Genomic DNA, 22,428 nt, shown 5'->3' on the forward strand with positions numbered 1-22,428 from the left:
CCTCCTTTGAGCGCCGCCGTCCGAGCCGTCGGCACTCGAGTTCCCGGATTCTTCCGGTGGTGTCTGTGTGTCGTTGAGCGCGCCGGAATCAGTCGGCGCGGTCGTCGTTGTCGTGGGTCTCGACCGCTCGAGACCGTGGGTGCGAAGGTCAGGACCCCCGGCTGCCGAAGAGCAGCCCGGCGGTGGTCTTCCACCCGGTTCCCGACTCGGGGATCTTCCAGTGGCGGGTGCGCGGGCGCACCGTGATGAGCGAGGGGGCCGCATGGCGCCTGGGCTGTGGCCGGAGCACATAGGAGTGATCGCGGATCGCGGTCACCGCCGCCTGTTCCCTGGTCGCCAGGTGCGAGGTGCCGTCATCGTGGCCGAAGAATTCGTGGACTTCGTCGTCGTAGCCGGTCCACTCGGGCGGCAGGCGGAAGCGCTGCACGTCGGAGGAGTATCGCAGGCGTCCTTCGGCGCGCAGGCCGGGCAGAGCCACGAGGAGGACGACGACGAGTGCCAGAGCGAAGGAGATCGCCAGTCCGACGATGACGACGAGTACCGAATTCATGCCCTCGAGCCACCTCGCAGCACAGCAGCCTCGGCCATGGACGTCTCGCTCCTCACGTTCTTCGATTACCTGTGTCTCGGCCCAAGTCTATAGTCCCCGGCGACGACAATTGTGCTCGCCCGCCATACGGCAGTTGCAAAATTCGCTGGGACTGTCCTGGACGTCACCGTCAAACGGCCTTGTGTCCTCACCGCGGGCCCGTCACCTCGGGCGCGGCGGGCAGACCGGGTGCCGTGGTTCACGGAATCCGCTGCGATATGACCTTCGACACCCCATCGCCGTGCATCGTCACTCCGTAGAGGGCATCGGCGATCTCCATGGTCCGCTTCTGGTGGGTGATGACGATGAGCTGCGAGGAGTCCTGGAGCTCCTTGAACACCGTGAGCAGGCGCGAGAGGTTGAGATCGTCGAGGGCCGCTTCGACCTCGTCCATGACGTAGAACGGACTCGGCCGGGCCTTGAAGATCGCTACCAGCATGGCCACGGCGACCAGCGACCGCTCGCCGCCGGAGAGCAGAGACAGGCGTTTGACCTTCTTGCCGGCCGGGCGGGCGTGGACGTCGACGCCGGTGGTGAGCATATCGTTCGGATCGGTCAGGCTCAGTGCGCCCTCACCACCGGGGAAGAGGCGGGAGAAGATGTCCTCGAACTCCCGCGCCGTATCCGCATAGGCGTCGGCGAAGACGCGTTCGACGTGCCGGTCGACCTCCTCGACGAGCTGCATGAGGTCCTTGCGCGAGGATTCGATGTCCGCGATCTGCTTCTCGAGGAACTGATGCCGTTCCTTCAGCGCCTCATACTCCTCGAGCGCGAGCGGATTGACCGTGCCGATGCGCTTGAGCTGCGACGCCGCCTGCTTCTGCCGCTTCTCCACTTCGGCGCGCACATACGGCCGGTCCTCGACGTCCTCCCCGAACGACGGAACGGGCAGATGCGGCCCGAATTCGTCGATGAGGCGGTCGATTCCCAGCCCCGTCTCCTCCTCCGATCGGTGCGCGATCTCCTCGAGCTTCAGCCTGAATCGCTCCTTCGCCAGTTCCGCCTCGGCGGCGGCGTCCTTGAGCTTCTGCAGCTGGGTTCGCGTCGACCCCAATTCCTCGCCGAGGCGGCCCTTCTCTTCGCGCAGACCGCCGCGTTCGTCGACGAGGACCTGGATCGCCTCACCGAGTTCGGCCACCGTGGAGGTGGCCAGCTCCGCGGCGTCGGCCGCCGTCTCGGCGATGAGCTGCACCGAGGCGGCCGCGCGCTTCTTCTTCGCGATCGCGCGCTGCGTCTGCTCCCGCGCCGCCTCTTCGGCCTTCGCCGCTCGCAGGAGGGAGTCGACCCGGTCGCTGAGGAACCGGGCCCGGTCGGCGGCCGATCGGTGGCTGATACGGGCTTCGACGAGGTCGTCGGCGGCCTGGGCGACCTGGGCGCTGAGCTCGTCCCGGGCCGCGGTGTCGACGACTTCGTCGACCTCGGCGGCGGACGCCAGTGCCGCCGCGGCCGATTGGGAGTCGCGTTCTGCGGCTGCCAGGCGGGATTCGAGTTCGGTCGCGTTCTCCTGCGCGCGCTGCAGGCGAGTGCGGGCCACACCGATATCACCGGTGATGCGCGAGACCTCCTCGGCGGCGGCCATGATCTTCGCATCCGAGGAGTGAAGAGCGTCGAGGGCTGCGGCTGATTCATCACGTGCTGCGGTCAGGCGCGGTTCGAGTTCCCTCAAGGAGGCGTCGAGCTTCCTCGCCCGGTCGTCGAGTTCGGCGATGAGGGAATGGGTGTCCTCGAGCGCGGTCTGTGAGGCCAGCCGTGTGCCCGAGGCGGTGCGGGCCCGGCTGATGCGGGTCGCGGTGAGCACTTCACCGTGGACGGTGACAGCGGTGAGTTCGGGCCGGGCCGCGGTCAGTTCGATTCCGGTGCGCGCATCGGGGACGCAGACGACACCGTGCAGCGCCCGGGCCAGCAGAGCACGCAGTTCGGGGACGTCGCTGTCGACGACATCGGAGAGCCATCGCAGGCCTTCCACCGCAGGCAGCGCGGGCAGGGTCGGCAGTGCGTCAAGGGTGGTCCCACCGCCCTTCCCTGCTGCTGGTTCGACTCCGGCGGGGATCGTCAGTGACACGTTCGTGTCCTCGCCGAGGTGGTCGAGCACTGCCAGCGCCACGTCGCTGTCATCGACGATGACACCGGAGACCGTCGTCGACAGGGCCGCTGCCGCGGCCATCTCGAATCCGTGGTCGACGCTCAGCCGTTCGGTCACGGCCGTGTGCACTCCCGGCAAGTTCGCGTTGACGATGTCTTCGAGGTCGGCCTCCAGGGCGGTGCCCAAGGCCAGGGCTTCCGCACGGGCCTTCGCCGAGGACAATTCGGACGCGACCTTCGCCCGCTGTTCCTGCAGCTCAGTGCGTTCGGTCTCCAGCTTCTCGAGGCTCTCCTGCGCCGCCTCGTAGGCGGAGTCGAGTTCGGTCTCACCGGCTTCGACGTCCTCGACACCGGTCTCGGCCGCTTCGAGTTCCCTCTCACGTTCGGCGATGCGGGCGGTGACGGTGTCGATCTCTGCGCGGTTGGCTTCGATCCGGGACTTGAGGTCGGTGATCCGCTCGGCCGCCTGCGTCTGCTTCGACTGCAGCGCCGACCGGTTCTTCACCGCTTCGGTGATGGCGATCTGTGCGGCCCTGACCTCGTCTTCGGCGGTGCGCAGAGCCTGGGTGAGCTCTTCTTTCCGCTGCTGGCTGGCCTCGAGTGCGGTCGTCTTCTCGGTCACGGCCGCCTCGGCGTCGCCCAGCTCACCGCGGAACCGTTCGGCCTGTTCGCGCAGCTCTTCGGGTGACTTCGCTTCCCTCTGTCCCAGGCTCGTAACCTCCGAGAGCAGGTGGGAACGCTTGTCCGCGGCACGTTGGCTCAGCCCCTGAGCACGCACGACCTGCGTCTGCGTCCGCGATTCGGCGGTGCGCTGGACTTCGAGTTCGCTGTCGAGCTCAGACAGCCGAGCTTCGATCTCCGCCAGGCGCGCCTCGGTGCGAGTGCGTCGATGGTCGAGTTCGGCGATGCGGTCGCTGTGGTCTTCGCCCTCGCTCGTCGAGGCCAGGGAAGACTGCATCCGCACAGCATCGTCAGCGAGCAGTCTGGCGGTGGCGTCACGCAGCGTCGCCTGCACGGTCGCGGCCTTCGCTGCGGCTTCGGCCTGCCGTCCCAAGGGCCCTAACTGCCGGTTGAGTTCGGTGCGCAGATCGGTGAGCCGGTCGAGGTTCGTCTGCAGTCCGGTGAGTTTGCGGACCGCTTTGTCCTTACGACGTCGGTGCTTGAGCACCCCGGCGGCCTCTTCGATGAAGCTGCGCCTCTCCAGCGGGTCGGCATGGAGGATCGCGTCGAGGCGGCCCTGACCGACGATGACGTGCATCTCCTTGCCCAGGCCGGAGTCGTTGAGCAGCTCTTGGATGTCGAGCAGCCTCGCCGGCGCTCCGTTGACGGCGTATTCGGATCCGCCGGTGCGGAACAGGGTCCGCGAGATGGTCACTTCGGTGTAGTCGACGGGGATGGCTCCGTCGGTGTTGTCGATGGTCAGGGTCACCTCGGCGCGGCCCAGAGCCTGACGTTTCGAGGTTCCGGCGAAGATGACGTCGTCCATCTTTCCGCCGCGCAGATTCTTCGCACCCTGCTCGCCCATCACCCAGGACAGGGCGTCGACGACGTTGGACTTGCCCGAGCCGTTGGGGCCGACGACGCAGGTGATTCCCGGCTCGAATCGAAGGGTCGTCGCCGAGGCGAAGGACTTGAATCCCCGCAGTGTCAGGCTTTTGAGATGCATATTGGGCACCAGCATATCTGCAGGCGGCGGCGAGATCCGGAATCTTTTGGTAGAGTTTCTCATCGTGCGCAGGCGACTGCGCCGTTTTCCTCCGTAGCTCAGTTGGCAGAGCATTCGACTGTTAATCGAAGGGTCGCTGGTTCGAGCCCAGCCGGGGGAGCATAAAAGGCCCCGTCGTCACCGACGGGGCCTTCGGAGAGGCAGAACCTGATCGGATGAATACGGTTATCAGACGCGAGGGGAACATCTCGAAGTTCGTCGGATGGATGCTGGTCGTCATGGCGATACTCGCGTTCATCACCCTCATCGTCATCGCCGTCGTCGGCGACCCCGTGGCCCTCATCTTCCTCTTCGGCCCGGTCATCCTGCTCATCGGCGCGTGGGTGAATTTCCACATGGGTTCACGCGCCCGGTTGGAGATCACTCCTGAGGAGTTCATCTGGTGCGGCTTCACCGGCAGACCTCATCGGATCGCCTGGCGGGATCTCGACCGCATTCTCATCCCCGCCCCGGGTTCACGCCCGCGGCTGGCGGCGGCCGCGCGTCTCAGGAACGGTCGGATCGTCGAGGTCGACTCGCTGTGGTTGTCTCCGACGAACCCCGCGAACATGCTCACCCCGCCCGACCACGGCGAGGCGCAGAGAGCCCTCATCGACGGCCACAAGGCTTATCTGGCACGAATGTCCCAGCAGTCCGATCTCCCCGGCCGCTGATCGCAGGCATCGCGCACCCGGAGCGTCATGTCAGCGCGCTGCACCGGTGCAGACAGCCGCTGCCGGTGACTGATGGAGTGCTGACAGGAGGAAGCGCGACGAACGCGAGGAAATACGAGCAGCGGTGAGGGGCATCCCGCCTACCGGTACCGCGGGACCTTCTGGCACACGGGGCAGTAGTGGGTTCCGCGTCCGCCGACGGTGATCTTGACGATCTCGGTCCCGCAGCGCACGCATTCCTGTCCCCCGCGCCCGTAGACGAGCAGGGCGCGATCGAAGTAGCCGGATTCGCCGTTGACGTTGACGTAGAGAGCATCGAAGCTCGTCCCGCCCACGGCCAGGGCGTCGCTCATCACTGTCGTCGCGGATTCGATGACCGCGGTCAGGCGGTTCTTCCGTGTCCGCGCCGGCACTGCCAGGGGGTGGACTCCCGCCCGGAACAGCGCCTCATCGGCGTAGATGTTTCCGATTCCGCTGACCAGCGTCTGGTCGAGCAGCGCGGCCTTGATCGCCGTGCGCTTCTTCGCAAGCTCCGCCACGACCCGTTCCGGATCGAACGCGGGTTCGAGCGGATCGGGGGCGATATGGATCGCCGAGGCGGGGACGAGTCGCCCGTACCCGTGGACGAGGGGTTGGACGCCCATATGGCCGAAGATCCGTTGGTCGACGAAGCGCAGTTCGCGGTCGCTGTCGAGGCGCAGGACCGCACGCGTGTGCCGGTGGAGCTCCTCGCCGGGCGAATGGATGCGCAGCTGTCCGCTCATGCCCAGATGCACGAGGATGCCGAGCTCGGGCGTCAGCGGCGAGCAGGCCCCCGAGTCCCGGCCCGCCGTCTCCGAGGAAGGCGCAGTCGCCTCCCCCAGGCTCAGCCACATGAACTTCCCGCGCCGTTCGGCCTTGAGGATGTGTGCCCCGGTCACAGCCGAAGCGAACCCGGAGACCGCGGACGGATCGATGCGCCGCTGGGACGTCGTGCCCAGAATTCGGGGGTCGGCCACCTCGGCGCCGGTGATCGTGGTCCCGGCCGTCCATTCGTCGACGCCGCGACGGACACTTTCGACTTCGGGAAGCTCAGGCATCAGTGACCCTCGATTCGATCAGGCATGCGCCCGTGAGCGCACAAAGAGACCACGGTGAGGCTCAGCGCCGGTAGTCCGGGTAGATGGTGCGGATGGCTTTGACAGCCACCTCGGCGGCCGCGGCTTCGGCGGCCTTCTTCGACGAACCGTCGCCGGCGCCCCAGTTGTTCGCCCCGAGCATCGCGGTGGCGGTGAACACCATCGCATGGTCGGGCCCGGCCGAGGTGATCTCGTAGCTCACGGCACCGAGGTCGAGGTCGGCGGCCGCTTCCTGCAGGGTGGTCTTGAAATCCATCCCCGCGCCGAGGTTGACCGCGTCGTCGAGCATGCCGTCGATGAGGCGGTGGACGAAGGCGAAGGCCTCTTCGCGTCCGCGGGAGACGAAGGTCGCGCCGATGAGCGCTTCGACCGTGTCGGCGAGGATCGAGTCCTTGTTCCGGCCTCCGGTCAGCTCCTCACCCTTGCCCAGCAGAATGTGCTCGCCGATGCCGTGGCGGCGGGCGATCGAGGCGAGGGCGCGCGTGTTGACGACGGCCGAACGCATTTTGGCCAGCTGGCCTTCGGGCAGGTCCGGGTTGTCGTAGAACAGCGACTCGGTGGCGACGAGGCCGAGAACGGAGTCGCCGAGGAACTCGAGGCGCTCGTTGGTGGGGATGCCACCGGCCTCGAAGGCGAAGGAGCGGTGCGTGAGCGCGAGATGAAAAGTCTCGGGATCAATATCGATCCCGAGACTCTTCTTCAGTGCTGCTGTGGTGTCTGTGTCCACAGTCTCAGACGTCAGCGACCTTGCGGCCCTTGTACTCGAGGTACAGCGGGGTGCCGGCTGCGTCTTCGACGACCTTGGCCTGGTGGGGGCGCGAGTACACAACGCGACCGTTCTCCACAGTCTTGACCAGGTTCGGAGCCTTGGCCTTCCACTGCGAACGACGGTGGCGGGTGTTGCTGCGCGACAATTTACGCTTCGGAACAGCCACGTCTAGCTCTCTTTCTTCTCTTCCAACAGATTCTTCAATGATGCGAACGGCGATTCGGATTCGTCCTCGTCCACCTCGAGGTCCTCCCCCAGGGTGTAGCTGAACTCCTCGCTCTCATCCCGCGAGGGATTGAACGGCAGAGCCATCACGACGGCGTCTCTGATCGCGGGCTCGAGGTCGAGCTGATCCCGGTCGATGACGTAGGAGTCCTCGTCCCCTTCGGCCTGCTCATAGACGTACATCTCCTGGATGTCCACATCTATAGGCAGCTCGATGGGTTCGAGCGTCCTCGCGTCTTCGCCGCGGGCCGTCGCCGAGACTGTGCCCGACACGTAGATCCCCTCCGACACACTCTCGAACATCAGCTCGAGCGTCAGTGGTGAACCTTGACCAACCCCGATCACTTCGATCTTGAGATCCGCTGGAGCCGACAAGGTGGTGTTCACCCGTTCCCACTCACCCGGATGACCGAGCAGTCCCATGGATCTGAGATCATAGACGAGTTCAGATCTGTTCTTCATGCCCTGTCCTCCTGGTGCGTTTGAGGATGTCGCTCCTGCGTTCACACGCGACTCACCATTCTAATCATTGTCAGCGGTCATTACCAATCGGTGCTCATCGGCCGTGCAGGTGTTCCTCGTCACCATCGTTCGTGATGATTGCGCCAGGTCACTGCCCCGGCGATGAGGAGCAGCGCTCCGGACATCGTGAACACGACCCCGGAGCCGGCGACGATCGTCAGCGCCGAGGCGGCCGAGGGGATCGCGACCTGGCTGAGTCGGTTGCCCGCCAGGCGGATCGAGAGCACCGCGGCCCGATTCTTCGCATCGGCCAGCGCGGACACCCACGACATGGTCAGCGGCTGGGTGAGTCCGAAGCAGAATCCCGCGACCGCGAGCAGCAGCCCGAGCATCCACGGTTGGCTGAACACGGGGATGAGGACGACGCTGATGCCGGCCATCGCCGAGGCGGTCCACAGCAGAGACAGGTCCCGCCACCTGGCCGTGAGGCTTCCGATGAAGAGCCGTGAGACCACCGAGGCCAGGGTGCGCAGGGCGAGCAGCCAGGTCACCGTGGTCACGGACAGTCCGTTCTGCTGCCCGATGAGCGGCAGGTAGGCGGTCATCAGGTCGACGGCGGCGAGCGTGGCCATGGACGCGAAGATCGCCGGTTTCATCCCCCTGATCGACAGGAGCGCCCACGGCGTCTGCGTCCCTTCGGCCGCCTCGGCTCGGGAGACGTGCGGAGTCCTGCCGCGGAGCATGACGATCACGGCGGCGATGAGGGTGAGCGCGGAGACCGCGGTCATGAACCACAGGGCGTTCGTGATCGCGGTGTCCCCCGAGGTGGCATCGGCGACCATTCCCGCCAGAGGCAGTCCGATGGTCTGCCCGATCGAGACGCCGAGGGTGAGGTGGCCGAACTTCGATGTCATCTGGGCCGCCGGGAAGCTCTGCGGGATGAGTGCTTGGGAGGCGACCGTGGTCAGCAGCTGTCCGACGCCGAGGCTCATCGTGGCGACCAGCAGCACACCGAGGTTGGGTGCCATGGCCGCGAGCGCGACGGGCAGGACGGACAGCACGGTGCCCGTCCACAGCACCGCGGTGGCGTACCCGCGGTCGACGAGGCGGCCGATGAGGAGAGCGGTGAGCAGAGGGACGAGGGAGTACACGGCCGTCATCAGGCCGAGGACGAACCCCGTTCCGCCGAGTTCGAGGGTGCGGTAGGAGATGAGGACGCGGACGCCGTTGTAGGTGGCGTGCGCGAGCACGGTATGGATGACGAGACCGGGAAACCACGCCCGGTTGGCTGGAGTCGCCGCGCCCATCCCTCAGCGAGCGCCGTCGCCGGGGTTGTCTCCCCGCAGGGCGTCGAGCACAGAGGTGGGGACGAGGCCTTCGATGTCCCCGCCGCCTCCGTGGACTTCCTTGATGAGTGAGGAGGAGACGTGTTCGAACTTCGGATCACCGGGGACGAAGATCGTCTCGAGTTCGGACAGATGCTTGTTCATCAGCGCCATCGGCAGTTCGTAGGCGAAGTCGGTGCCCGAGCGCAGGCCCTTGACGACGGCGGGGGCGCCGATTCTCGTGCAGTAGTCGACGAGGAGGCCCCCGGAGACGAGGTCGATCGTGATGTTCTGTGCGCCCCGAGTGCGTTCGTCCTCGGTCAGGGATCGACGGATGAGGTCCGCGCGGACCTCCGGGTCGAAGCGACCGGACTTCGAGGGATTGTGGACGACCGCCACGACGACCTCTTCGAACATCCGAGAGCTGCGAGCGATGATATCGAGATGACCCATGGTGATCGGGTCATAGGAACCGGGGCAGACGACCTTCATGCCCTCATCGTATCGTTCGGCCGCTCACGCAGCTGCAGCCACTGGTCGCCGGCGGGCGTCTCATCGTCGTGGCCCCTGACGACTTGGGCGTCGAAACCGTCATCGGATCCGTGCAGTCGGGAGGCGGCCTCGGCCATGATCCGCGCGACGATGGCCAGGGAACGGGGCTCGTCACCGGCGGCGACCGCCTCGGCGAGCTTGCGGTGGCTGTCGATGAGATCGCACCGAACCTCGTAGCCGCGCTTCTCGGACAGCGACAGCAGTCGGGTGTGGACCATCGAGACCTTCATGAGGTCGGTCAGCCGCGCCGATCCGGAGGACGCGACGATCGCATAGTGGAAGTTGAGGTCGGCGTCGCCGATCGTACGCGCGACGTTGTCCTCGATGGCGTGCTCGAGCTCTCGCAGCGCCGTGCCGATCCGTGACGTGGACCGACCCTGCCTGACGACGAGCTTGACCGCCTGCGACTCGATCGCCTCGCGCACGGCGTAGATGTCGTCGATATCGGCGGTGCGCATCCGCCTCACATGCACACCTCGTCCGGGAGCATGCGTCATCACGCCTTCGCTGATGAGACGCTGCAGGGCCTCCCGCAGGGACGGCCGCGACACCCCGAGCAGCTCGGCCGTGCGCACTTCGCTGATCGACTGACCGGGCTCGAGTGACCCGGAGTAGATGGCGTTGCGGATCTGGTCGACGATGAGGTCGATCGTCGACGCCCGGACCACTTTGCGCAGCACCGGCAGCTCGGAAGTAGGAGGATTCGTCACGGTCACGATCATATAACGTTGTCAGACAGTGTGACATTCGGACAACATGAGTATTGAATACTGTCCAAGAGACGCACGTCACCTCGATGTGTCGACGTTCAAGGAAGGAACAGCATATGAAACTCAAAGGACTGGCCGCCGCGACTTCGATCCTCGCGCTGACGCTCACACTGGGTGCCTGCGGCGGAAGCGACTCGGACAAGTCGACTCTCCAGAAGGCCATCGACGACGGAAAGATCACCGTCGGCTTCGCCGGTGAGGCCCCGTACAGCTTCGAAGAGGGCGGTGAGCTCCAGGGAGCTTCCGTCTCCCTGGCCAAGGCCGTGTTCAAGGAGCTCGGCGTCGACGACGTCGAAGGCGTCAACACCGAATTCGGATCTCTCATCCCCGGCCTCAATGCCGATCGCTTCGACGCGATCTCCGCCGGCATGTCGATCCTGCCCGACCGCTGCGAGCAGGCCGCCTTCGGCGATCCCGAGTTCATGTACACGACTGCCCTCATGACCAAGGAGGGCAAGCTCGACGGCATGAAGAACCTCGATGACGTCAAGGACAAGGGCGTCAAGCTCGCCACCATGACCGGTGCCATCGAATCCGACTATGCGAAAGACCTCGGCATCGAGACCCAGCAGGTCGGCACCCCGCAGGACGGTATGGACGCCGTGACCACCGGTCGCGCCGACGTCTTTGCGCTGACCGCCATCTCGCTCAACTGGATGGCGAAGAACAACGCCGATGCCGGTGTCGAAGTCAGCGAATCCTTCGTCCAGGAGATCGACGGTGTCCCGCAGGTCGGTGCCGGTGCCACGGTCTTCCGCACCGATGACGAGGAACTCCGCGACGAGTGGAACAAGGGTCTGGACAAGATCATCTCCGACGAGGACGCCTACCTCGACGCCGTCGGCGACTACGGCTTCACGGCCGAGGAGCGCCCCGACGGTTCGATCACGACCGATCAGCTGTGCAAGGGCGAACTTCCCACCGCTGACTCCTGAGTCGGCGCCAACTCCAGCACTATGAACGACAACATCACGACGTTGCTGAACTTCCTCCCACAGCTGTGGGAGGGAGTTCAGACAACCATCATCCTCACGGTTCTCGGCAGCATCGGGGCCGTGCTCATCGCCCTCATCCTGGGTCTGACGATGACCTCGCCGAGTGCCTGGCTGCGCATCCCGGCGCGCATCATCGTCGAATTCTTCCGCGGCACCTCATTGCTCGTCCAGCTGTTCTGGCTGTTCTACGTGCTGCCGCTCCTCGGCGCCGACCTCGACCCCATGGCCTGTGGCATCGGCGCGCTGGCGCTCAACTACGGAGCCTATTCCGCCGAGGTGGTCCGGTCCTCGATCAAGACCGTGGCCCCCGGGCAGTGGGAGGCCGCGATCGCGCTCAGCCTCTCCCCCACCCGCCGGATGATCCGTGTGATCTTCCCGCAGGCCTGGGCGCTCATGATCCCTTCGATCGCGACCTTGCTCATCCAACTTCTCAAGGGCACGGCGGTCGTCTCCTTCATCACTCTCTCCGACCTCACCGATAAGGTCGGCCAGCTGCGCCAGTCGACCGGTGACACGATGTTCGCCTTCTCGATCGGTCTCCTCATCTACTTCGTGCTGGCCTGGCTGCTCCAGGAATTCATGAACTTCCTCGAACGCAGGGCCACAGCTGCGCTGGGTCGCAGGCGCTCGAACTCACGGACCGATCGCCGCGACGCCCGGCGTGCGGCCCGGTCCGATGCCGCACGTGCGAAGGGAGGCACCCTGTGATCTGGAACTGGGAATTCGCCGCCGAAGCACTGCCGATCCTGCTGCGTGGGTTCGTCAACACGCTCATCGCCACCGTCGTCGGCACCGTCATCGCCGCGATCCTCGGACTCATCCTCGCCGTCGCCATCCGCGGACTGCCGCGGTGGATCAACTGGCTCGTCCGTCTCATCGTCGCGTTCATCCGCAACACCCCGCTGGTCGTCCAGCTGCTGTTCGTCTACTTCGGGTTCTCGGACATTCCGGGTCTCGTCGACATCCCGGCTCTCGTCGTCGGCTTCATCGTCATCGGCATCCACTATTCGACCTACATGTCCGAAAGCTACCGAGCCGGGATCGATGCCGTACCGCCGGGACAGTTCGAAGCGGCCACCGCCCTGTCGCTGCCGCCGGTGCGCACGTTCACCGCGATCGTGCTCCCGCAGGCGCTGCGGGCGACGATCCCGTCGTTGGGCAACTACGCGGTCGCGATGTTCAAGGACACACCGTTCCTGTTCGCGATCTCCGTCGTCGAGCTCGTCACGGCCGCGAAGGAATTCGGCGGTTCGACCTTCGCCTATACGGAAGCCTTCACGCTGGCCGGCATCATCTTCCTCGCCGCCAGCTACCCGACCTCACTGCTCATTCAGAGATTGGATCGACGTCTTGCCACCTACTGAGAACACCCCAGCCACACCAACCGACACCGGCACACCGGCGATCGAATTCACTGACGTGGAGAAGAGCTTCGGGCCGACCACGGTGCTCAAGAACCTCAACTTCACGGTGGCTCCCGGCGAGCGCGTCACCCTCATCGGACCCAGCGGATCGGGCAAGACGACGATCCTGCGGCTGGTGATGACCCTCGAAGAGCTCACCGGCGGCTACATCTTCGTCGACGGTCAGCCGCTGACGTTCGAAGAGCGCGACGGCAAGCGGGTCGAGCTGCCGAAGAAGCGCACCCGCGAGATGACCACGCGCATCGGCATGGTCTTCCAGCAGTTCAACCTGTTCCCGAACATGACCGTGCTCGAGAACATCATCGAAGCCCCCGTGCACGTGCTCGGCAAGTCCAAGGCCGACGCGACCAAGGAAGCCAAGGAGCTGCTCGAACGCGTGGGCCTCGCCGACAAAGCCGGGGCGCACCCGACTCGCCTCTCCGGCGGTCAGCAGCAGCGTGTGGCGATCGCCCGGGCCCTGGCGATGAACCCGGAGATCCTCCTCCTCGACGAGGTCACCTCGGCGCTCGATCCGGAACTCGTCGGCGACGTGCTCGAAGTGCTGCGCGATATCGCCGAGACCACGGATATCACGATGCTGCTGGTCACCCACGAGATGCAGTTCGCCCGCGACGTCTCACACCGGGTGATGATGTTCGACGGCGGTCAGGTGCTCGAAGAGGGTCCGCCGGATCAGATCTTCAACAACCCGCAGCACGAACGCACCCGCAAGTTCCTCTCGAGCGTGCTCTGAGCCCCAGCGTGCTCTAGTCCGCCGCAGCTGCCGCGTCGTCCGCCTCCCCGACGAGCTGGACGAAATGGATCGCGGTCTCGCCGAACGTCTTCGCGCGGAAGACTTCGAGCCCGTCGGGCATCGTCGGCTCCGGCGAGCGCGCAGCACGTTCGACGACGACGATGGACTCCATGTCCAGGTGTGTGCGCAGACGCCTGAGGATCTGCGTGACAGCGTCCTCCCCCAACGGGTACGGCGGGTCCATGAACACGAGGTCGAAGACCCGCGACTCCGGATTCTCCGGTCCGGGCAGTCCGGCGAGGAACTGGAGCACGTCCCCGGCGTGGACTGTCGCGGAGTGGTCGAGTCCGAGCTTGTCGGCATTGGCCTGCAGCGAGCGGATCGAAGCGAGCGAGGAATCGACGAAGTCGACCTGTGCGGCACCCCTCGACATCGCTTCGAAGCCCAGCCCGCCGGAACCGGCGAAGAGGTCGAGGACGTTCGCGGCCGGCACCACCCCGTAGCCGTCGAGCATGGAGAACAGGGACTCCTTGACCCGGTCGGACGTCGGTCGGGTGTTCGCCCCCGACGGGGAGGTGAGTCTGGCGCCCTTGTGTGCTCCGGCGATGATTCTCATGTCTGCCTCCTCAGCCTGCCTCGATGAAGTGCGCGTCGTCCTCGGGCAGGACGCGCCTGATGAAGGCCTTGAGCGCAGGCACCGCCTCGAGGGTGGGGTCGACGGCGACGATCTGTTCGGCGATCGTCTTCGCTTCGGCCACGATCTCGGAGTCGCGGAGGATCGAAAGGTGCCGCAGCGAGGATCCGCCCCATTGGGAGCCGCTGAGCACATCGCCTTCGCCCCGGGAGTCGAGGTCGTATTCGGCCAGGGCGAATCCGTCGAGCGTGTCGGCCACCGCCTGCAGTCGCCCATAGCTCTCGTCCTCAGCACTCATCTCGGTGAGCAGGAAGCACAGGGCGGAGCTGCCGTCACGGCCGACGCGTCCGCGCAGCTGGTGCAGCTGTGCGACGCCGAAGTTCTCGGCTTCGATGATGACCATCATCGTCGCCCGCGCCACGTCGACGCCGACCTCGATGACCGTCGTCGAGACGAGGATGTCGATATCGCCTCCGACGAAGTCCGCAAGCACCCGGTCCTTCTCCGCCGTCGACATCCGACCGTGCAGCAGACCGAACGTCAGACCAGCCAGTTCCGGGGTCTCAGACAGCTTCCGTGAGATGTCCTCGATGCCCTGCTTCTGTCCGACGACGTCCCCGGACTCCGGATCTTCGATGTCCGTCGGTTCGATTCGCGGGAAGACGACGAAGACTCCCTTCCCAGCCTCGGCGGTCTGCCGCATGAGCTGACGCACCCGGACGTACCAGGCAGGCTGGTCGACGATCGGCACCACATGAGTGGCGATGTCCTTCGGCCCGGCCGGCATCTCCTTCAAGGTCGAGATATCGAGGTCGGCGAAGACCGTCATCGCCACGGTGCGCGGGATCGGCGTCGCCGACATCACGAGAGTGTGCGGCGTCGTGTCCCCGCCCTTGGCCCGCAGCGCTTCCCGCTGCTCGACACCGAACCGGTGCTGTTCGTCGACGACGATGAGGCCGAGGTCGGAGAACATCGTCGACTCCGACAGCAGCGCATGCGTGCCGACGACGATGTCGATGTTGCCGGCGACGAGGTCGAGGGCGAGTTCGCGACGCTCTTTCGCCGGCATCGACCCGGTCATCAGCGCCACTGTCACCTGATCATCATCGGACAGCAGCGGAGACAGCGCCATCTGCTCGTCGAGGAAGGTCTGAATCGAATGGAAATGCTGAGTGGCGAGCACCTCGGTGGGGGCGAGCATGGCGGCCTGGGCACCCGAGTCGACGGCGGTGAGCATGGCCCGCAGCGCCACAAGCGTCTTACCGGAACCGACATCACCGTGGAGGAGCCGGTGCATCGGCCGGTCCGCAGCCATGTCCTCAGAGATCTCCTCACCGACCCTGACCTGGGATGCGGTGAGAGTGAAGGGCAGGTCTGCATCGAAGCGGCGGCTCTTCGCGCCTTGGGTCAGCAGCGGTGTCGCCTTCTCGTCAGCCAGCTTCGCCTTGCGGGCGGCGAATTCGGTCTGCAGGGCGAGAGCTTCTTCCCACTTCCACCGCAGCCGGGCCCGCTCGACGTCCTCGATCGTCCGCGGCCGATGCATGTCCTCGAGAGCTGTGCGCAGATCCGGCAGCTCGTGAGCGTCCCACAGTCCTTTCGGCAGCGGATCCTCGAACTCCTCGGGACCGGCGACGGTGAGCAGGGTCTTGATCGAACTCCACAGCCGGGACTGCGCGATCTTCTTCACGGCCGGGTAGATCGGGAACGGCGAGTTGAGGTCCTCGGGAGTCCACTCATGATCATCCTCGGTGCGGTTGAGCCACACGGGAGACGCCAGGGTCAGCTGCCCGCGGAACGATTCCACCTTGCCGCCGAAGACAACGGTCAGTCCCGGCTTCAGCGCCTTCCCCAACCAGTGCTGGTTGAAGAACGCAATCTTCATCGACTGTGTTCCGTCATGGACGATGACTTCGGTGATCGTGCCTTTCCGCTGCTTCATCCGCCGCGTGTCGACCTTGATGACTTCGGCCTGGATGATCGCAGTCTCACCGAGCGGCAGATCTCCGAGCTCCGTGTGCTCCCCCGGCACGAGGTAGCGCCGAGGGAAGAAGCGGAAGAGGTCGGTGACGGAATGCACCCCGCGCTGGGCCAGGTTCTTCCGATCGGCCGGCCGGAAGTTGTCTTCGAGCCGGGTCCTCATTCGACCCCCATGATCACGAGCACCCCGGAGTCTCTGGCATCGATGTCCTGGAAGTGGACGGTCTCATGTGACTTCTGGATCCAGTCCCGCAGATGGTCGAGCACCTCGGGTGCGCAGTCGGGTCCGTAAACGACGGTGAGCAGCTCTCCACCGGCCCCGAGCAGCCGATCGGCGAGCTTCTCGACCAAGGTCCGCAGCTCCGTGCTCTGGGTCTTCGCGCGGCCTTCGATGAACACCCGGTAGAACTGCGCCGGATGAGCCGCCACAGCCGTGCCCCCACCCGCGCCAGCACCCGGAACGCCGACCGCAGTCGATCCTTCGTCCTCGGCAACGGCCGGCAGCATCCCGGTCGGCGGGTCGGAGGCGAGCTGATCGGCCGAATAGATCGTGCCCACTCTGGTGCCCGCGGCGGCTTCGGTCATATCCGCGAAGATCTCCCCCGCCGGAGCGAAGGGATCGTAGACGGCCAGTGCCGAGAGCAGGGTGCCGACGTTGCGGGAGCGCACGACATGCGCGCCCAGCCCGGTCAGGGACTTCAGCGCCGAGGTGGAGCTGGGGATGACGATGACCTCCCGGTCCTCGGCGGCGATGAGTTCGGACATCGTCTCGAACAGGTCCCCCACCTCCGGAGGCAGCGCCGTGGCCCCGTTGAGCGCAGTGTGCATGAGGAGCCCCGTGCCCTTGACCAGGGCGATGAGCTTCGTCTCCCCTTCCTGCTCGTGCATCCGCAGGTCTTCCATATCGAGCCGGGCGATCCCATATTCGCCGAGGCGGTCGATGACGGTCGCGGCGGTCGTCTCGTCGGCGACGTGGACGTGGACCTTGGCCGCGTTGATGACGATCGAGGTCCCGCCGAGGCGGTCGAGATCCTCGGCGAGCGAGTCCGTGGGGGTATCAGCGAGGATGGCGACGATCTCGAGTTCATCCGCGGTGGCTTCGTGGATGATCTTCGGTGGGCGGGCCACCTCGGCGAGCATCGAATCCTGCGGTGTCCGACCGGTGACGGTGGCGTAGAGGAGGTCGAAGAGTTCGACGATTCCCGTCGATCCGGCGTCGACGACCTCGGCCTCGCGCAGCACGGTGAGCTGTCCGGTGGTCTCCCGCAGGGCCGACCGGGAGCGTTCCCGCACGGCCGCGATGACGTCGATCAGCTCGGCTCCGTCGTCGGCGTGCTCGCGGGCCTCGGTGGCCATGGCGTCGAGCACGGTGAGCATGGTGCCGTCGACGGGGCGGGCGACGGCGGCCCGGGCCCGGTCGGAGGCGGTCTCCAGGGCGGTGGCCATGGCGTCGGCGGTGGCGACGGTGACTCCGGCCAGGGCATCGGCGACTCCCTGCAGGGCGACGGCGAGGATGAGTCCGGAGTTGCCGCGGGCGCCGCGTCCGGCTCCGGCGGCGAGTGCGGCGACGACCTGTGGGAGGGTGACGGGGCCGGTGAGCTCTTCGACGGCGAGGTAGGCGGCCCGCAGAGTGTGGTACATGTTCGTGCCCGTGTCGCCGTCGGGGACGGGGAAGACGTTGAGCTCGTCGATCTCGGTGCGCTCCTTGCGCAGCCGGTCGACCGCGCGGCGGGCCCAGCGCGCGGCCAGACGACCGTTGAGGCTGATGGCGTTGCTCATGTCACTTCCCGAAATGGCTGAAACCGCTCGCCGGCACGGGGGTGCCGTCGAGGCTGACATCGTCTCCGGTGCGGATCGCTCCGATTCTCCGCCAGCCTACTCCAGGGTCCTGACGCGACGGCGCCGACGCGGCGAAGCCGTGGTCTTCTCCCCCGTCGAGGACCCAGGACAGTGCCAGGTCCTCCGCCGTCGTGGCCGTACCGGTCGTACCGTTCGCATCGCCTGTCCCACTCGCCGTTCGGGCCTCGAGCACGAATTCGGCCGCCGGCAGCAGCGGGTCGATGAGCTCGCGGAGCAGGGTCGACTCGAGGTCGATTCCCACCCCCGAGGCGGTCGCCACCCGGACGAGGTCGAGGCTGAGTCCGTCGGAGACGTCGATCATCGCCGAGGCGCCGATCGTGGCCAGTGCTCCGTAGTCGGGCCGTGGCGCCAGTTGGGTCTCAATGAGTGATCGCAGCTCAGGTCCGACGGTGTCGCGTCGCGCTCCGGCGAAGAGCAGATCGAGACCGGCGGCCGCTCGCCCGACGGTCCCGGCCAGAAAGAGCGCGTCTCCGGGCCGGGCACCGGAGCGCAGGATCTCGTGGCCTTTCTCCACCGTCCCGAGCGCGGTGATGGCGATGACGATGAGGCTCGACGAGGACAGGTCCCCGCCGATGATCGGCACGGTGCAGTCCAAAGCCGTCCCCGCTCGTGCCGCTTCGTCGATGAGACCGGAGTACAGGGCTTCGAGGCAGGCGATGTCCGTGTCATCGGGAACGGCCAGGGACACGAGCAGTCCGTGCGGGGTCGCGCCCATGGCGCAGACGTCGGCGAGGTTCTGGGCCGCTGCCTTGACTCCGAGCTGCCCCCAGTCCAACCACTCACGGGTGAAGTCCTCGTTCTCCACGAGCATGTCCGCCGTCGAGACGAGCTGACCGTCCGGTGCGGTCACGGCCGCATCGTCTCCGGGTCCGACGATCACCTGTGCGCTGCTGGGATTGCGGGTGAGCACGCGGGAGATGATGTGTGATTCGCCAAGTTCGGACAGTCGGGTCATGGCTCCAGGTTATCGGGCGATACGGTAGTCCTATGAGATCTCGCTCTGCTTCGACGCGCCGCAGCTCCCGGCCCGCGCACCGTCGCCGTTCTCTCACCGTCGTCGCGCTGGCCACGGTGCTCACCGGTCTGGCAGTCACCGGGTGTTCGCGGACCGTCATCGTCGAACCCGCCGAGGACGCGGCGAATCCGAAGTGTGCCGACATCATGCTCACCCTGCCCGATGAGATCTCGGGTGAGAAGGCTCGCACGACCTCCTCGCAGGGCACGAAGGCGTGGGGAGATCCCAATGTCGCGGTGCTGCGCTGCGGAGTCACTCCTCCCGGCCCGACGACCGATCAGTGCGTGAGCGTGTCCGGGGTCGACTGGATCTCGAAACCGGTGGACGACGACGATTCGACGTGGAGGTTCACCAGCTACGGTCGCACACCGGCCGTCGAGGTGCTCGTCAACCGCAAGGCCGAGTCCGGCAATGATGTGCTCGCCGCGATCTCACCGACACTGTCGAAGATCCCGCCGGAGCACGAATGCGTCGGCGCGGAGGACATCACCGACTAGAGCCCGCCCGCCGCGGACGCGATTGCGCCGCATATGGCGCCCCGTCTCACTTCGCGCGGGAGTGGTCGATCAGGGCGATCGAGATGAGTTCGCCGATGAGTTCGGAGTAGTCGAGTCCCGACTGCGCCCACATGAACGGGTACGCCGAGGTGGGGGTGAACCCGGGCAGGGTGTTGAGTTCGTTGATGACGACGTCTCCGGTGTCCGTGACGAACGTGTCGACGCGGGCGAGTCCGGTGCAGTCGAAGAGGCGGAATACCGAGGCGGCCAGATCCTGAACCCGGGCCGTCACCGTCTCGTCGAGGTCGGCCGGACAGGTGACCTCGGCGGCGGCGAGGTCGAGGTACTTGGCGTCGAAGTCGTAGAAGGAATGATCTCCGCTCACGCGGATCTCGCCCGGTGCGGACACGCGCAGGTCCGTGTCATAGAGGGAACCGAGCACGGCGCATTCGACCTCACGGCCGCTGACCTCGGGTTCGACGATGACCTTGGAGTCGTGTTCGAACGCACCGAGCAGGGCGGCTTCGAGGTCGGCGGCTTCGGCGACCCGGCTGACTCCCATGGACGATCCGGCGCGGGCGGGTTTGACGAAGACGGGCAGGCCGAGCCCGGCCACTCGGTTCTCCGCCTCGGCGCGGTCTGCGGCCCACATCGTCTCGGTCACGAGTTCCCACGGGCAGGTCGGGATTCCGGCCTGAGCCATGAGCGACTTCGTGAAGTGTTTGTCCATGCTCGCGGCGGAGGAGAACACTCCGGAGCCGACGAATGCGGTGTCGCTGAGTTCGAACAGTCCCTGCAGGGTTCCGTCCTCACCGAAGCGTCCGTGCAGGAGCGGGAAGAACACGTCGACCGCACCCAGTTCGGTGCAGGTGCCCTCGGCATCCCGGTGCAGCAGAGGCGCCCCGTCGGCGGAGACCGGAGGGATCACCTCGGTGCCGTTGTCCGTGACTTCGGGCATGGCGTCGGGATCGAAGCGCATGCTCGCCCAGTCGTCGACGACCCGCCACACGCCGGTCTTCGTGATGCCGATCGGCAGGACGTCGAAGGCCTGGGAGTCGATGGCACCGATCACTCCGGCCGCGGTGACGCAGCTGACGGAGTGCTCACTCGAACGGCCTCCGAAGAGGATTGCGACACGGGGCCGGTGATCGTTGTCTGCCATGAGTTTCCTTTGAACTGGTACTCCCGCGCACTGGGACCGGGCACGGGGTGCGCACAGCGGGTCAGGTGTGCGCGGACTGAAAGACTCTAGCTCACTTGACCTCGAACGTGCATTCCAGCCACGCGCGGCCGATGCCCTTGAAGAACATGTTGAAGCCGGCGAAGGCAGGTGACGCGGATTCGTCGATGCCCAGCGGTTCGGCCAGAGCGGTGACGATGAAGAAGTAACGGTGCGGTCCGTGGCCCTGCGGCGGGGCGGCACCGACGAAGCGGGGTTCGCCGGCATCGTTGCGCAGGGTCACGGCTCCGCCGGGCAGGAGATCGGCGGCCGGATCGCCGGCATTGGCCTCCAGGCTCGTCACCGAGGCGTCGAGGTCCGTGACGACCCAGTGCCAGAAGCCCGACCCCGTCGGAGCGTCGGGGTCATAGCAGGTCACGGCGAAGGCCTTGGTCTCTGCCGGGAAACCGGACCACGACAGCTGCGGGGAGACGTCCTCACCGCCGGGCACGCCCATGGCGCCGGAGAGCTGGGGGCCGCTGAGCACTCCACCGTCGTCGATGTCGGTGCTGGTCAGCGTGAAGGTCGGAAGTTCGGGAAGGTTGAAGAACGGTGAGTTGGCGCTCATGGGTGCTCCTAATTGTCCAGCGATCGGCCTGAGACGGGCTTCGCCTCAGGCTGGCGGTCCTTCGTGCTTACGTTTCCGAGACAACAGCAATCCGGCGAGTTCGTCAACCTGCAGCTGTCCGTTCAGCACTGCGCAGACCGCCTCGGTGATGGGCAGGTCGACGCCGTTGCGTCGGCCCAGGGCGAGGACGGCGGGGGCGGATTTCACACCCTCGGCTGTCTGTGAGGTGTGGGCGATGACGTCCTCGAGGCTCATCCCCTCACCGAGGTGGCGCCCGAAGGTGCGGTTGCGTGACAGGGGAGAGGCGCAGGTGGCCACGAGGTCGCCGAGTCCGGCGAGCCCGGACAGAGTGTGCGCCTCGGCGCCCATGGCCGCAGCCAGGCGAGAGGTTTCGGCGAGCCCGCGGGTGATGATCGACGCCTTCGAGTTGTCGCCGAGCTTCTGTCCGTCGGCGATGCCCACGGACAGGGCGATGATGTTCTTGATCGCTCCGCCGATCTCGACGCCGACGACGTCGGTGTTCGTATACGGGCGGAAGTACGCGTTCGCGCTGATCTCCGCGACCACCTCGGCGGTGGTGATGTCGGAGGACGCGACGACGGTGGCGGTGGGCTGCCGGTCGGCGATCTCACGCGCCAGATTGGGTCCGGAGACGACGGCGATCTGGGATTGTTCGACCTCGGCGACCTCGGCGATGACCTCGGACATGCGTTTGCCGGTGTCGACTTCGATGCCCTTCATCAGGCTCACGAGCTTCACGCCCTCACGCAGATGCGGCTTCCACCGGGTGAGGTTCTCCCGCAGGGTCTGGGCGGGGACGGCGAGGACGATGACCTCGGCATCGGTGACGGCGGCGATGTCGTCATCGGTGGCGCTCAGCAGCTCGGGCAGGTCCCGATCGCCGAGGTAGCGCTCATTCGTATGGGAGGTGTTGATCTCCTCGGCGACCTCGGGGCGGCGAGCCCACAGGGTGACGGCGAAACCGGCGTCGGCGATGACCGCGGCGTAGGTGGTTCCCCACGATCCGGCTCCGAGAACGGTGATCTTGTCGACGCTCATTCGCCGGACTCCTCAGCTGTGAAACGCTGCGGCAGTTCGCGTTCGGACAGTTCGGCCACCATCGCCGCCACGGTGTTCCTCACCCGTTGGGAGAGCTCGCCCATCGTCTTCTTCTCATCCCGGCGATCCCACAGATCCGAATAGTCGATGGCGGGACCGAAGGCGACGACCGAGTC

The 22,428-nt window shown here is 66.2% G+C and carries 22 protein-coding genes, 1 tRNA gene and 1 pseudogene; 7 read left to right on the forward strand and 17 right to left on the reverse strand.

The annotated features are described in order from the left end of the window. Nucleotides 1-148: 148 nt before the first annotated feature. Both ACTIIH_RS09995 and smc read right to left on the reverse strand, forming a co-directional pair. A complete protein-coding gene (locus tag ACTIIH_RS09995) occupies nt 149-550 on the reverse strand; it encodes a hypothetical protein (RefSeq protein WP_025777325.1) in 402 nt (133 codons plus the stop codon). A 238-nt stretch (nt 551-788) separates the two neighbouring features. Then, nucleotides 789-4,337 carry a chromosome segregation protein SMC gene (gene smc / locus ACTIIH_RS10000; RefSeq protein WP_441451629.1) on the reverse strand — a complete coding sequence of 1,183 codons (3,549 nt, stop codon included), beginning with the start codon at nt 4,335-4,337 and terminating at the stop codon, nt 789-791. Nucleotides 4,338-4,424: 87 nt separating this feature from the next. Between smc and ACTIIH_RS10005 the strand changes: the two genes are divergently transcribed. Further along, nucleotides 4,425-4,497: transfer RNA gene (locus tag ACTIIH_RS10005), tRNA-Asn, on the forward strand. Between the two features lie 55 nt (nt 4,498-4,552). Further along, entirely contained in the window at nt 4,553-5,050 is a 498-nt protein-coding gene (locus ACTIIH_RS10010; protein ID WP_101553661.1) for a hypothetical protein, read from the forward strand. Between the two features lie 140 nt (nt 5,051-5,190). Here the strand turns inward: ACTIIH_RS10010 and mutM are convergent, their stop codons facing one another. From mutM to ACTIIH_RS10045, 7 genes are all read right to left on the reverse strand, one after another. Continuing rightward, a complete protein-coding gene (mutM, locus tag ACTIIH_RS10015; RefSeq protein WP_101553660.1) occupies nt 5,191-6,129 on the reverse strand; it encodes a bifunctional DNA-formamidopyrimidine glycosylase/DNA-(apurinic or apyrimidinic site) lyase in 939 nt (312 codons plus the stop codon). Nucleotides 6,130-6,190: 61 nt separating this feature from the next. Then, a complete protein-coding gene (gene rnc, locus ACTIIH_RS10020) occupies nt 6,191-6,895 on the reverse strand; it encodes a ribonuclease III (protein WP_441451630.1) in 705 nt (234 codons plus the stop codon). A 4-nt stretch (nt 6,896-6,899) separates the two neighbouring features. Beyond that, nucleotides 6,900-7,103 (reverse strand): 50S ribosomal protein L32, encoded by a 204-nt coding sequence (gene rpmF, locus ACTIIH_RS10025; protein ID WP_025777330.1) that lies wholly within the window; start codon nt 7,101-7,103, stop codon nt 6,900-6,902. Nucleotides 7,104-7,105: 2 nt separating this feature from the next. Then, on the reverse strand, nt 7,106-7,669 hold the full coding sequence (locus tag ACTIIH_RS10030) for a YceD family protein (protein WP_441451631.1): 564 nt from the start codon (nt 7,667-7,669) through the stop codon (nt 7,106-7,108). A 74-nt stretch (nt 7,670-7,743) separates the two neighbouring features. Next, a complete protein-coding gene (locus ACTIIH_RS10035) occupies nt 7,744-8,931 on the reverse strand; it encodes an MFS transporter (protein ID WP_101595121.1) in 1,188 nt (395 codons plus the stop codon). 3 nt (nt 8,932-8,934) lie between these two features. Beyond that, nucleotides 8,935-9,441, reverse strand: coding sequence for a pantetheine-phosphate adenylyltransferase (gene coaD / locus ACTIIH_RS10040; RefSeq protein ID WP_101595118.1), 507 nt, complete (start codon nt 9,439-9,441; stop codon nt 8,935-8,937). Next, nucleotides 9,438-10,211, reverse strand: a complete 774-nt coding sequence (locus ACTIIH_RS10045) for a GntR family transcriptional regulator (RefSeq protein WP_101595160.1) — start codon at nt 10,209-10,211, stop codon at nt 9,438-9,440. Before ACTIIH_RS10045 ends, coaD begins: the two co-directional genes overlap by 4 nt. Before the next feature lie 116 nt (nt 10,212-10,327). Here ACTIIH_RS10045 and ehuB point away from each other — a divergent pair, with 116 nt between their 5' ends. The 4 genes from ehuB to ehuA are packed head-to-tail and all read left to right on the forward strand — an operon-like array spanning nt 10,328 to nt 13,423. After that, a complete protein-coding gene (gene ehuB / locus ACTIIH_RS10050) occupies nt 10,328-11,206 on the forward strand; it encodes an ectoine/hydroxyectoine ABC transporter substrate-binding protein EhuB (protein WP_101553657.1) in 879 nt (292 codons plus the stop codon). Nucleotides 11,207-11,227: 21 nt separating this feature from the next. Then, a complete protein-coding gene (gene ehuC, locus ACTIIH_RS10055; protein WP_441451632.1) occupies nt 11,228-11,974 on the forward strand; it encodes an ectoine/hydroxyectoine ABC transporter permease subunit EhuC in 747 nt (248 codons plus the stop codon). Then, entirely contained in the window at nt 11,971-12,630 is a 660-nt protein-coding gene (ehuD, locus tag ACTIIH_RS10060; protein ID WP_025777337.1) for an ectoine/hydroxyectoine ABC transporter permease subunit EhuD, read from the forward strand. Before ehuC ends, ehuD begins: the two co-directional genes overlap by 4 nt. Continuing rightward, a complete protein-coding gene (ehuA, locus tag ACTIIH_RS10065; protein WP_051505038.1) occupies nt 12,617-13,423 on the forward strand; it encodes an ectoine/hydroxyectoine ABC transporter ATP-binding protein EhuA in 807 nt (268 codons plus the stop codon). The genes ehuD and ehuA overlap by 14 nt, the downstream gene beginning before the upstream one ends. A gap of 13 nt (nt 13,424-13,436) precedes the next feature. Here ehuA and rsmD read toward each other — a convergent pair whose 3' ends face one another. The 4 genes from rsmD to thiL are packed head-to-tail and all read right to left on the reverse strand — an operon-like array spanning nt 13,437 to nt 18,849. Further along, nucleotides 13,437-14,039 (reverse strand): 16S rRNA (guanine(966)-N(2))-methyltransferase RsmD, encoded by a 603-nt coding sequence (gene rsmD / locus ACTIIH_RS10070; protein ID WP_101595115.1) that lies wholly within the window; start codon nt 14,037-14,039, stop codon nt 13,437-13,439. Nucleotides 14,040-14,049: 10 nt separating this feature from the next. Then, the gene (locus ACTIIH_RS10075; protein ID WP_441451633.1) at nt 14,050-16,197 is read right to left on the reverse strand and encodes an ATP-dependent DNA helicase RecG; all 2,148 of its coding nucleotides are present in this window, start codon (nt 16,195-16,197) and stop codon (nt 14,050-14,052) included. Further along, complete coding sequence (locus tag ACTIIH_RS10080; RefSeq protein ID WP_441451634.1) at nt 16,194-17,813, reverse strand: DAK2 domain-containing protein; 1,620 nt, start codon at nt 17,811-17,813, stop codon at nt 16,194-16,196. The genes ACTIIH_RS10075 and ACTIIH_RS10080 overlap by 4 nt, the downstream gene beginning before the upstream one ends. Nucleotide 17,814: 1 nt before the next feature. After that, nucleotides 17,815-18,849, reverse strand: coding sequence for a thiamine-phosphate kinase (thiL, locus tag ACTIIH_RS10085; protein WP_441451635.1), 1,035 nt, complete (start codon nt 18,847-18,849; stop codon nt 17,815-17,817). Between the two features lie 32 nt (nt 18,850-18,881). Here thiL and ACTIIH_RS10090 point away from each other — a divergent pair, with 32 nt between their 5' ends. Beyond that, nucleotides 18,882-19,406: a DUF3515 domain-containing protein gene (locus ACTIIH_RS10090; protein ID WP_441451636.1), complete on the forward strand. Its 525-nt coding sequence runs from the start codon at nt 18,882-18,884 to the stop codon at nt 19,404-19,406. A 46-nt stretch (nt 19,407-19,452) separates the two neighbouring features. Here the strand turns inward: ACTIIH_RS10090 and ACTIIH_RS10095 are convergent, their stop codons facing one another. The 4 genes and pseudogenes from ACTIIH_RS10095 to ACTIIH_RS10110 all read right to left on the reverse strand — a co-directional run. After that, nucleotides 19,453-20,568, reverse strand: coding sequence for a D-alanine--D-alanine ligase family protein (locus ACTIIH_RS10095; protein ID WP_441451637.1), 1,116 nt, complete (start codon nt 20,566-20,568; stop codon nt 19,453-19,455). A gap of 91 nt (nt 20,569-20,659) precedes the next feature. Next, nucleotides 20,660-21,193: a YbhB/YbcL family Raf kinase inhibitor-like protein gene (locus ACTIIH_RS10100; protein WP_025777345.1), complete on the reverse strand. Its 534-nt coding sequence runs from the start codon at nt 21,191-21,193 to the stop codon at nt 20,660-20,662. A 45-nt stretch (nt 21,194-21,238) separates the two neighbouring features. Continuing rightward, nucleotides 21,239-22,252, reverse strand: a complete 1,014-nt coding sequence (locus ACTIIH_RS10105) for an NAD(P)H-dependent glycerol-3-phosphate dehydrogenase (RefSeq protein ID WP_441451638.1) — start codon at nt 22,250-22,252, stop codon at nt 21,239-21,241. After that, a pseudogene (locus ACTIIH_RS10110) lies at nt 22,249-22,428 on the reverse strand (lysophospholipid acyltransferase family protein); the annotation flags it as partial. The pseudogene ACTIIH_RS10110 and the gene ACTIIH_RS10105, both read right to left, overlap by 4 nt.

The organism is Brevibacterium sp. (assembly GCF_052105255.1).
GTDB lineage: Bacteria > Actinomycetota > Actinomycetes > Actinomycetales > Brevibacteriaceae > Brevibacterium > Brevibacterium linens_B.

Excerpts from the sequence above, each read along its gene's own strand:
- ACTIIH_RS09995 (WP_025777325.1), bottom strand. The coding sequence starts at position 550 with ATGAATTCGGTACTCGTCGTCATCGTCGGACTGGCGATCTCCTTCGCT.
- smc (WP_441451629.1), bottom strand. The coding sequence starts at position 4,337 with ATGCATCTCAAAAGCCTGACACTGCGGGGATTCAAGTCCTTCGCCTCG.
- ACTIIH_RS10010 (WP_101553661.1), top strand. The coding sequence starts at position 4,553 with ATGAATACGGTTATCAGACGCGAGGGGAACATCTCGAAGTTCGTCGGA.
- mutM (WP_101553660.1), bottom strand. The coding sequence starts at position 6,129 with ATGCCTGAGCTTCCCGAAGTCGAAAGTGTCCGTCGCGGCGTCGACGAA.
- ACTIIH_RS10035 (WP_101595121.1), bottom strand. The coding sequence starts at position 8,931 with ATGGGCGCGGCGACTCCAGCCAACCGGGCGTGGTTTCCCGGTCTCGTC.
- coaD (WP_101595118.1), bottom strand. The coding sequence starts at position 9,441 with ATGAAGGTCGTCTGCCCCGGTTCCTATGACCCGATCACCATGGGTCAT.
- ehuB (WP_101553657.1), top strand. The coding sequence starts at position 10,328 with ATGAAACTCAAAGGACTGGCCGCCGCGACTTCGATCCTCGCGCTGACG.
- ehuC (WP_441451632.1), top strand. The coding sequence starts at position 11,228 with ATGAACGACAACATCACGACGTTGCTGAACTTCCTCCCACAGCTGTGG.
- rsmD (WP_101595115.1), bottom strand. The coding sequence starts at position 14,039 with ATGAGAATCATCGCCGGAGCACACAAGGGCGCCAGACTCACCTCCCCG.
- ACTIIH_RS10075 (WP_441451633.1), bottom strand. The coding sequence starts at position 16,197 with ATGAGGACCCGGCTCGAAGACAACTTCCGGCCGGCCGATCGGAAGAAC.
- ACTIIH_RS10080 (WP_441451634.1), bottom strand. The coding sequence starts at position 17,813 with ATGAGCAACGCCATCAGCCTCAACGGTCGTCTGGCCGCGCGCTGGGCC.
- thiL (WP_441451635.1), bottom strand. The coding sequence starts at position 18,849 with ATGACCCGACTGTCCGAACTTGGCGAATCACACATCATCTCCCGCGTG.
- ACTIIH_RS10090 (WP_441451636.1), top strand. The coding sequence starts at position 18,882 with ATGAGATCTCGCTCTGCTTCGACGCGCCGCAGCTCCCGGCCCGCGCAC.
- ACTIIH_RS10095 (WP_441451637.1), bottom strand. The coding sequence starts at position 20,568 with ATGGCAGACAACGATCACCGGCCCCGTGTCGCAATCCTCTTCGGAGGC.
- ACTIIH_RS10100 (WP_025777345.1), bottom strand. The coding sequence starts at position 21,193 with ATGAGCGCCAACTCACCGTTCTTCAACCTTCCCGAACTTCCGACCTTC.
- ACTIIH_RS10105 (WP_441451638.1), bottom strand. The coding sequence starts at position 22,252 with ATGAGCGTCGACAAGATCACCGTTCTCGGAGCCGGATCGTGGGGAACC.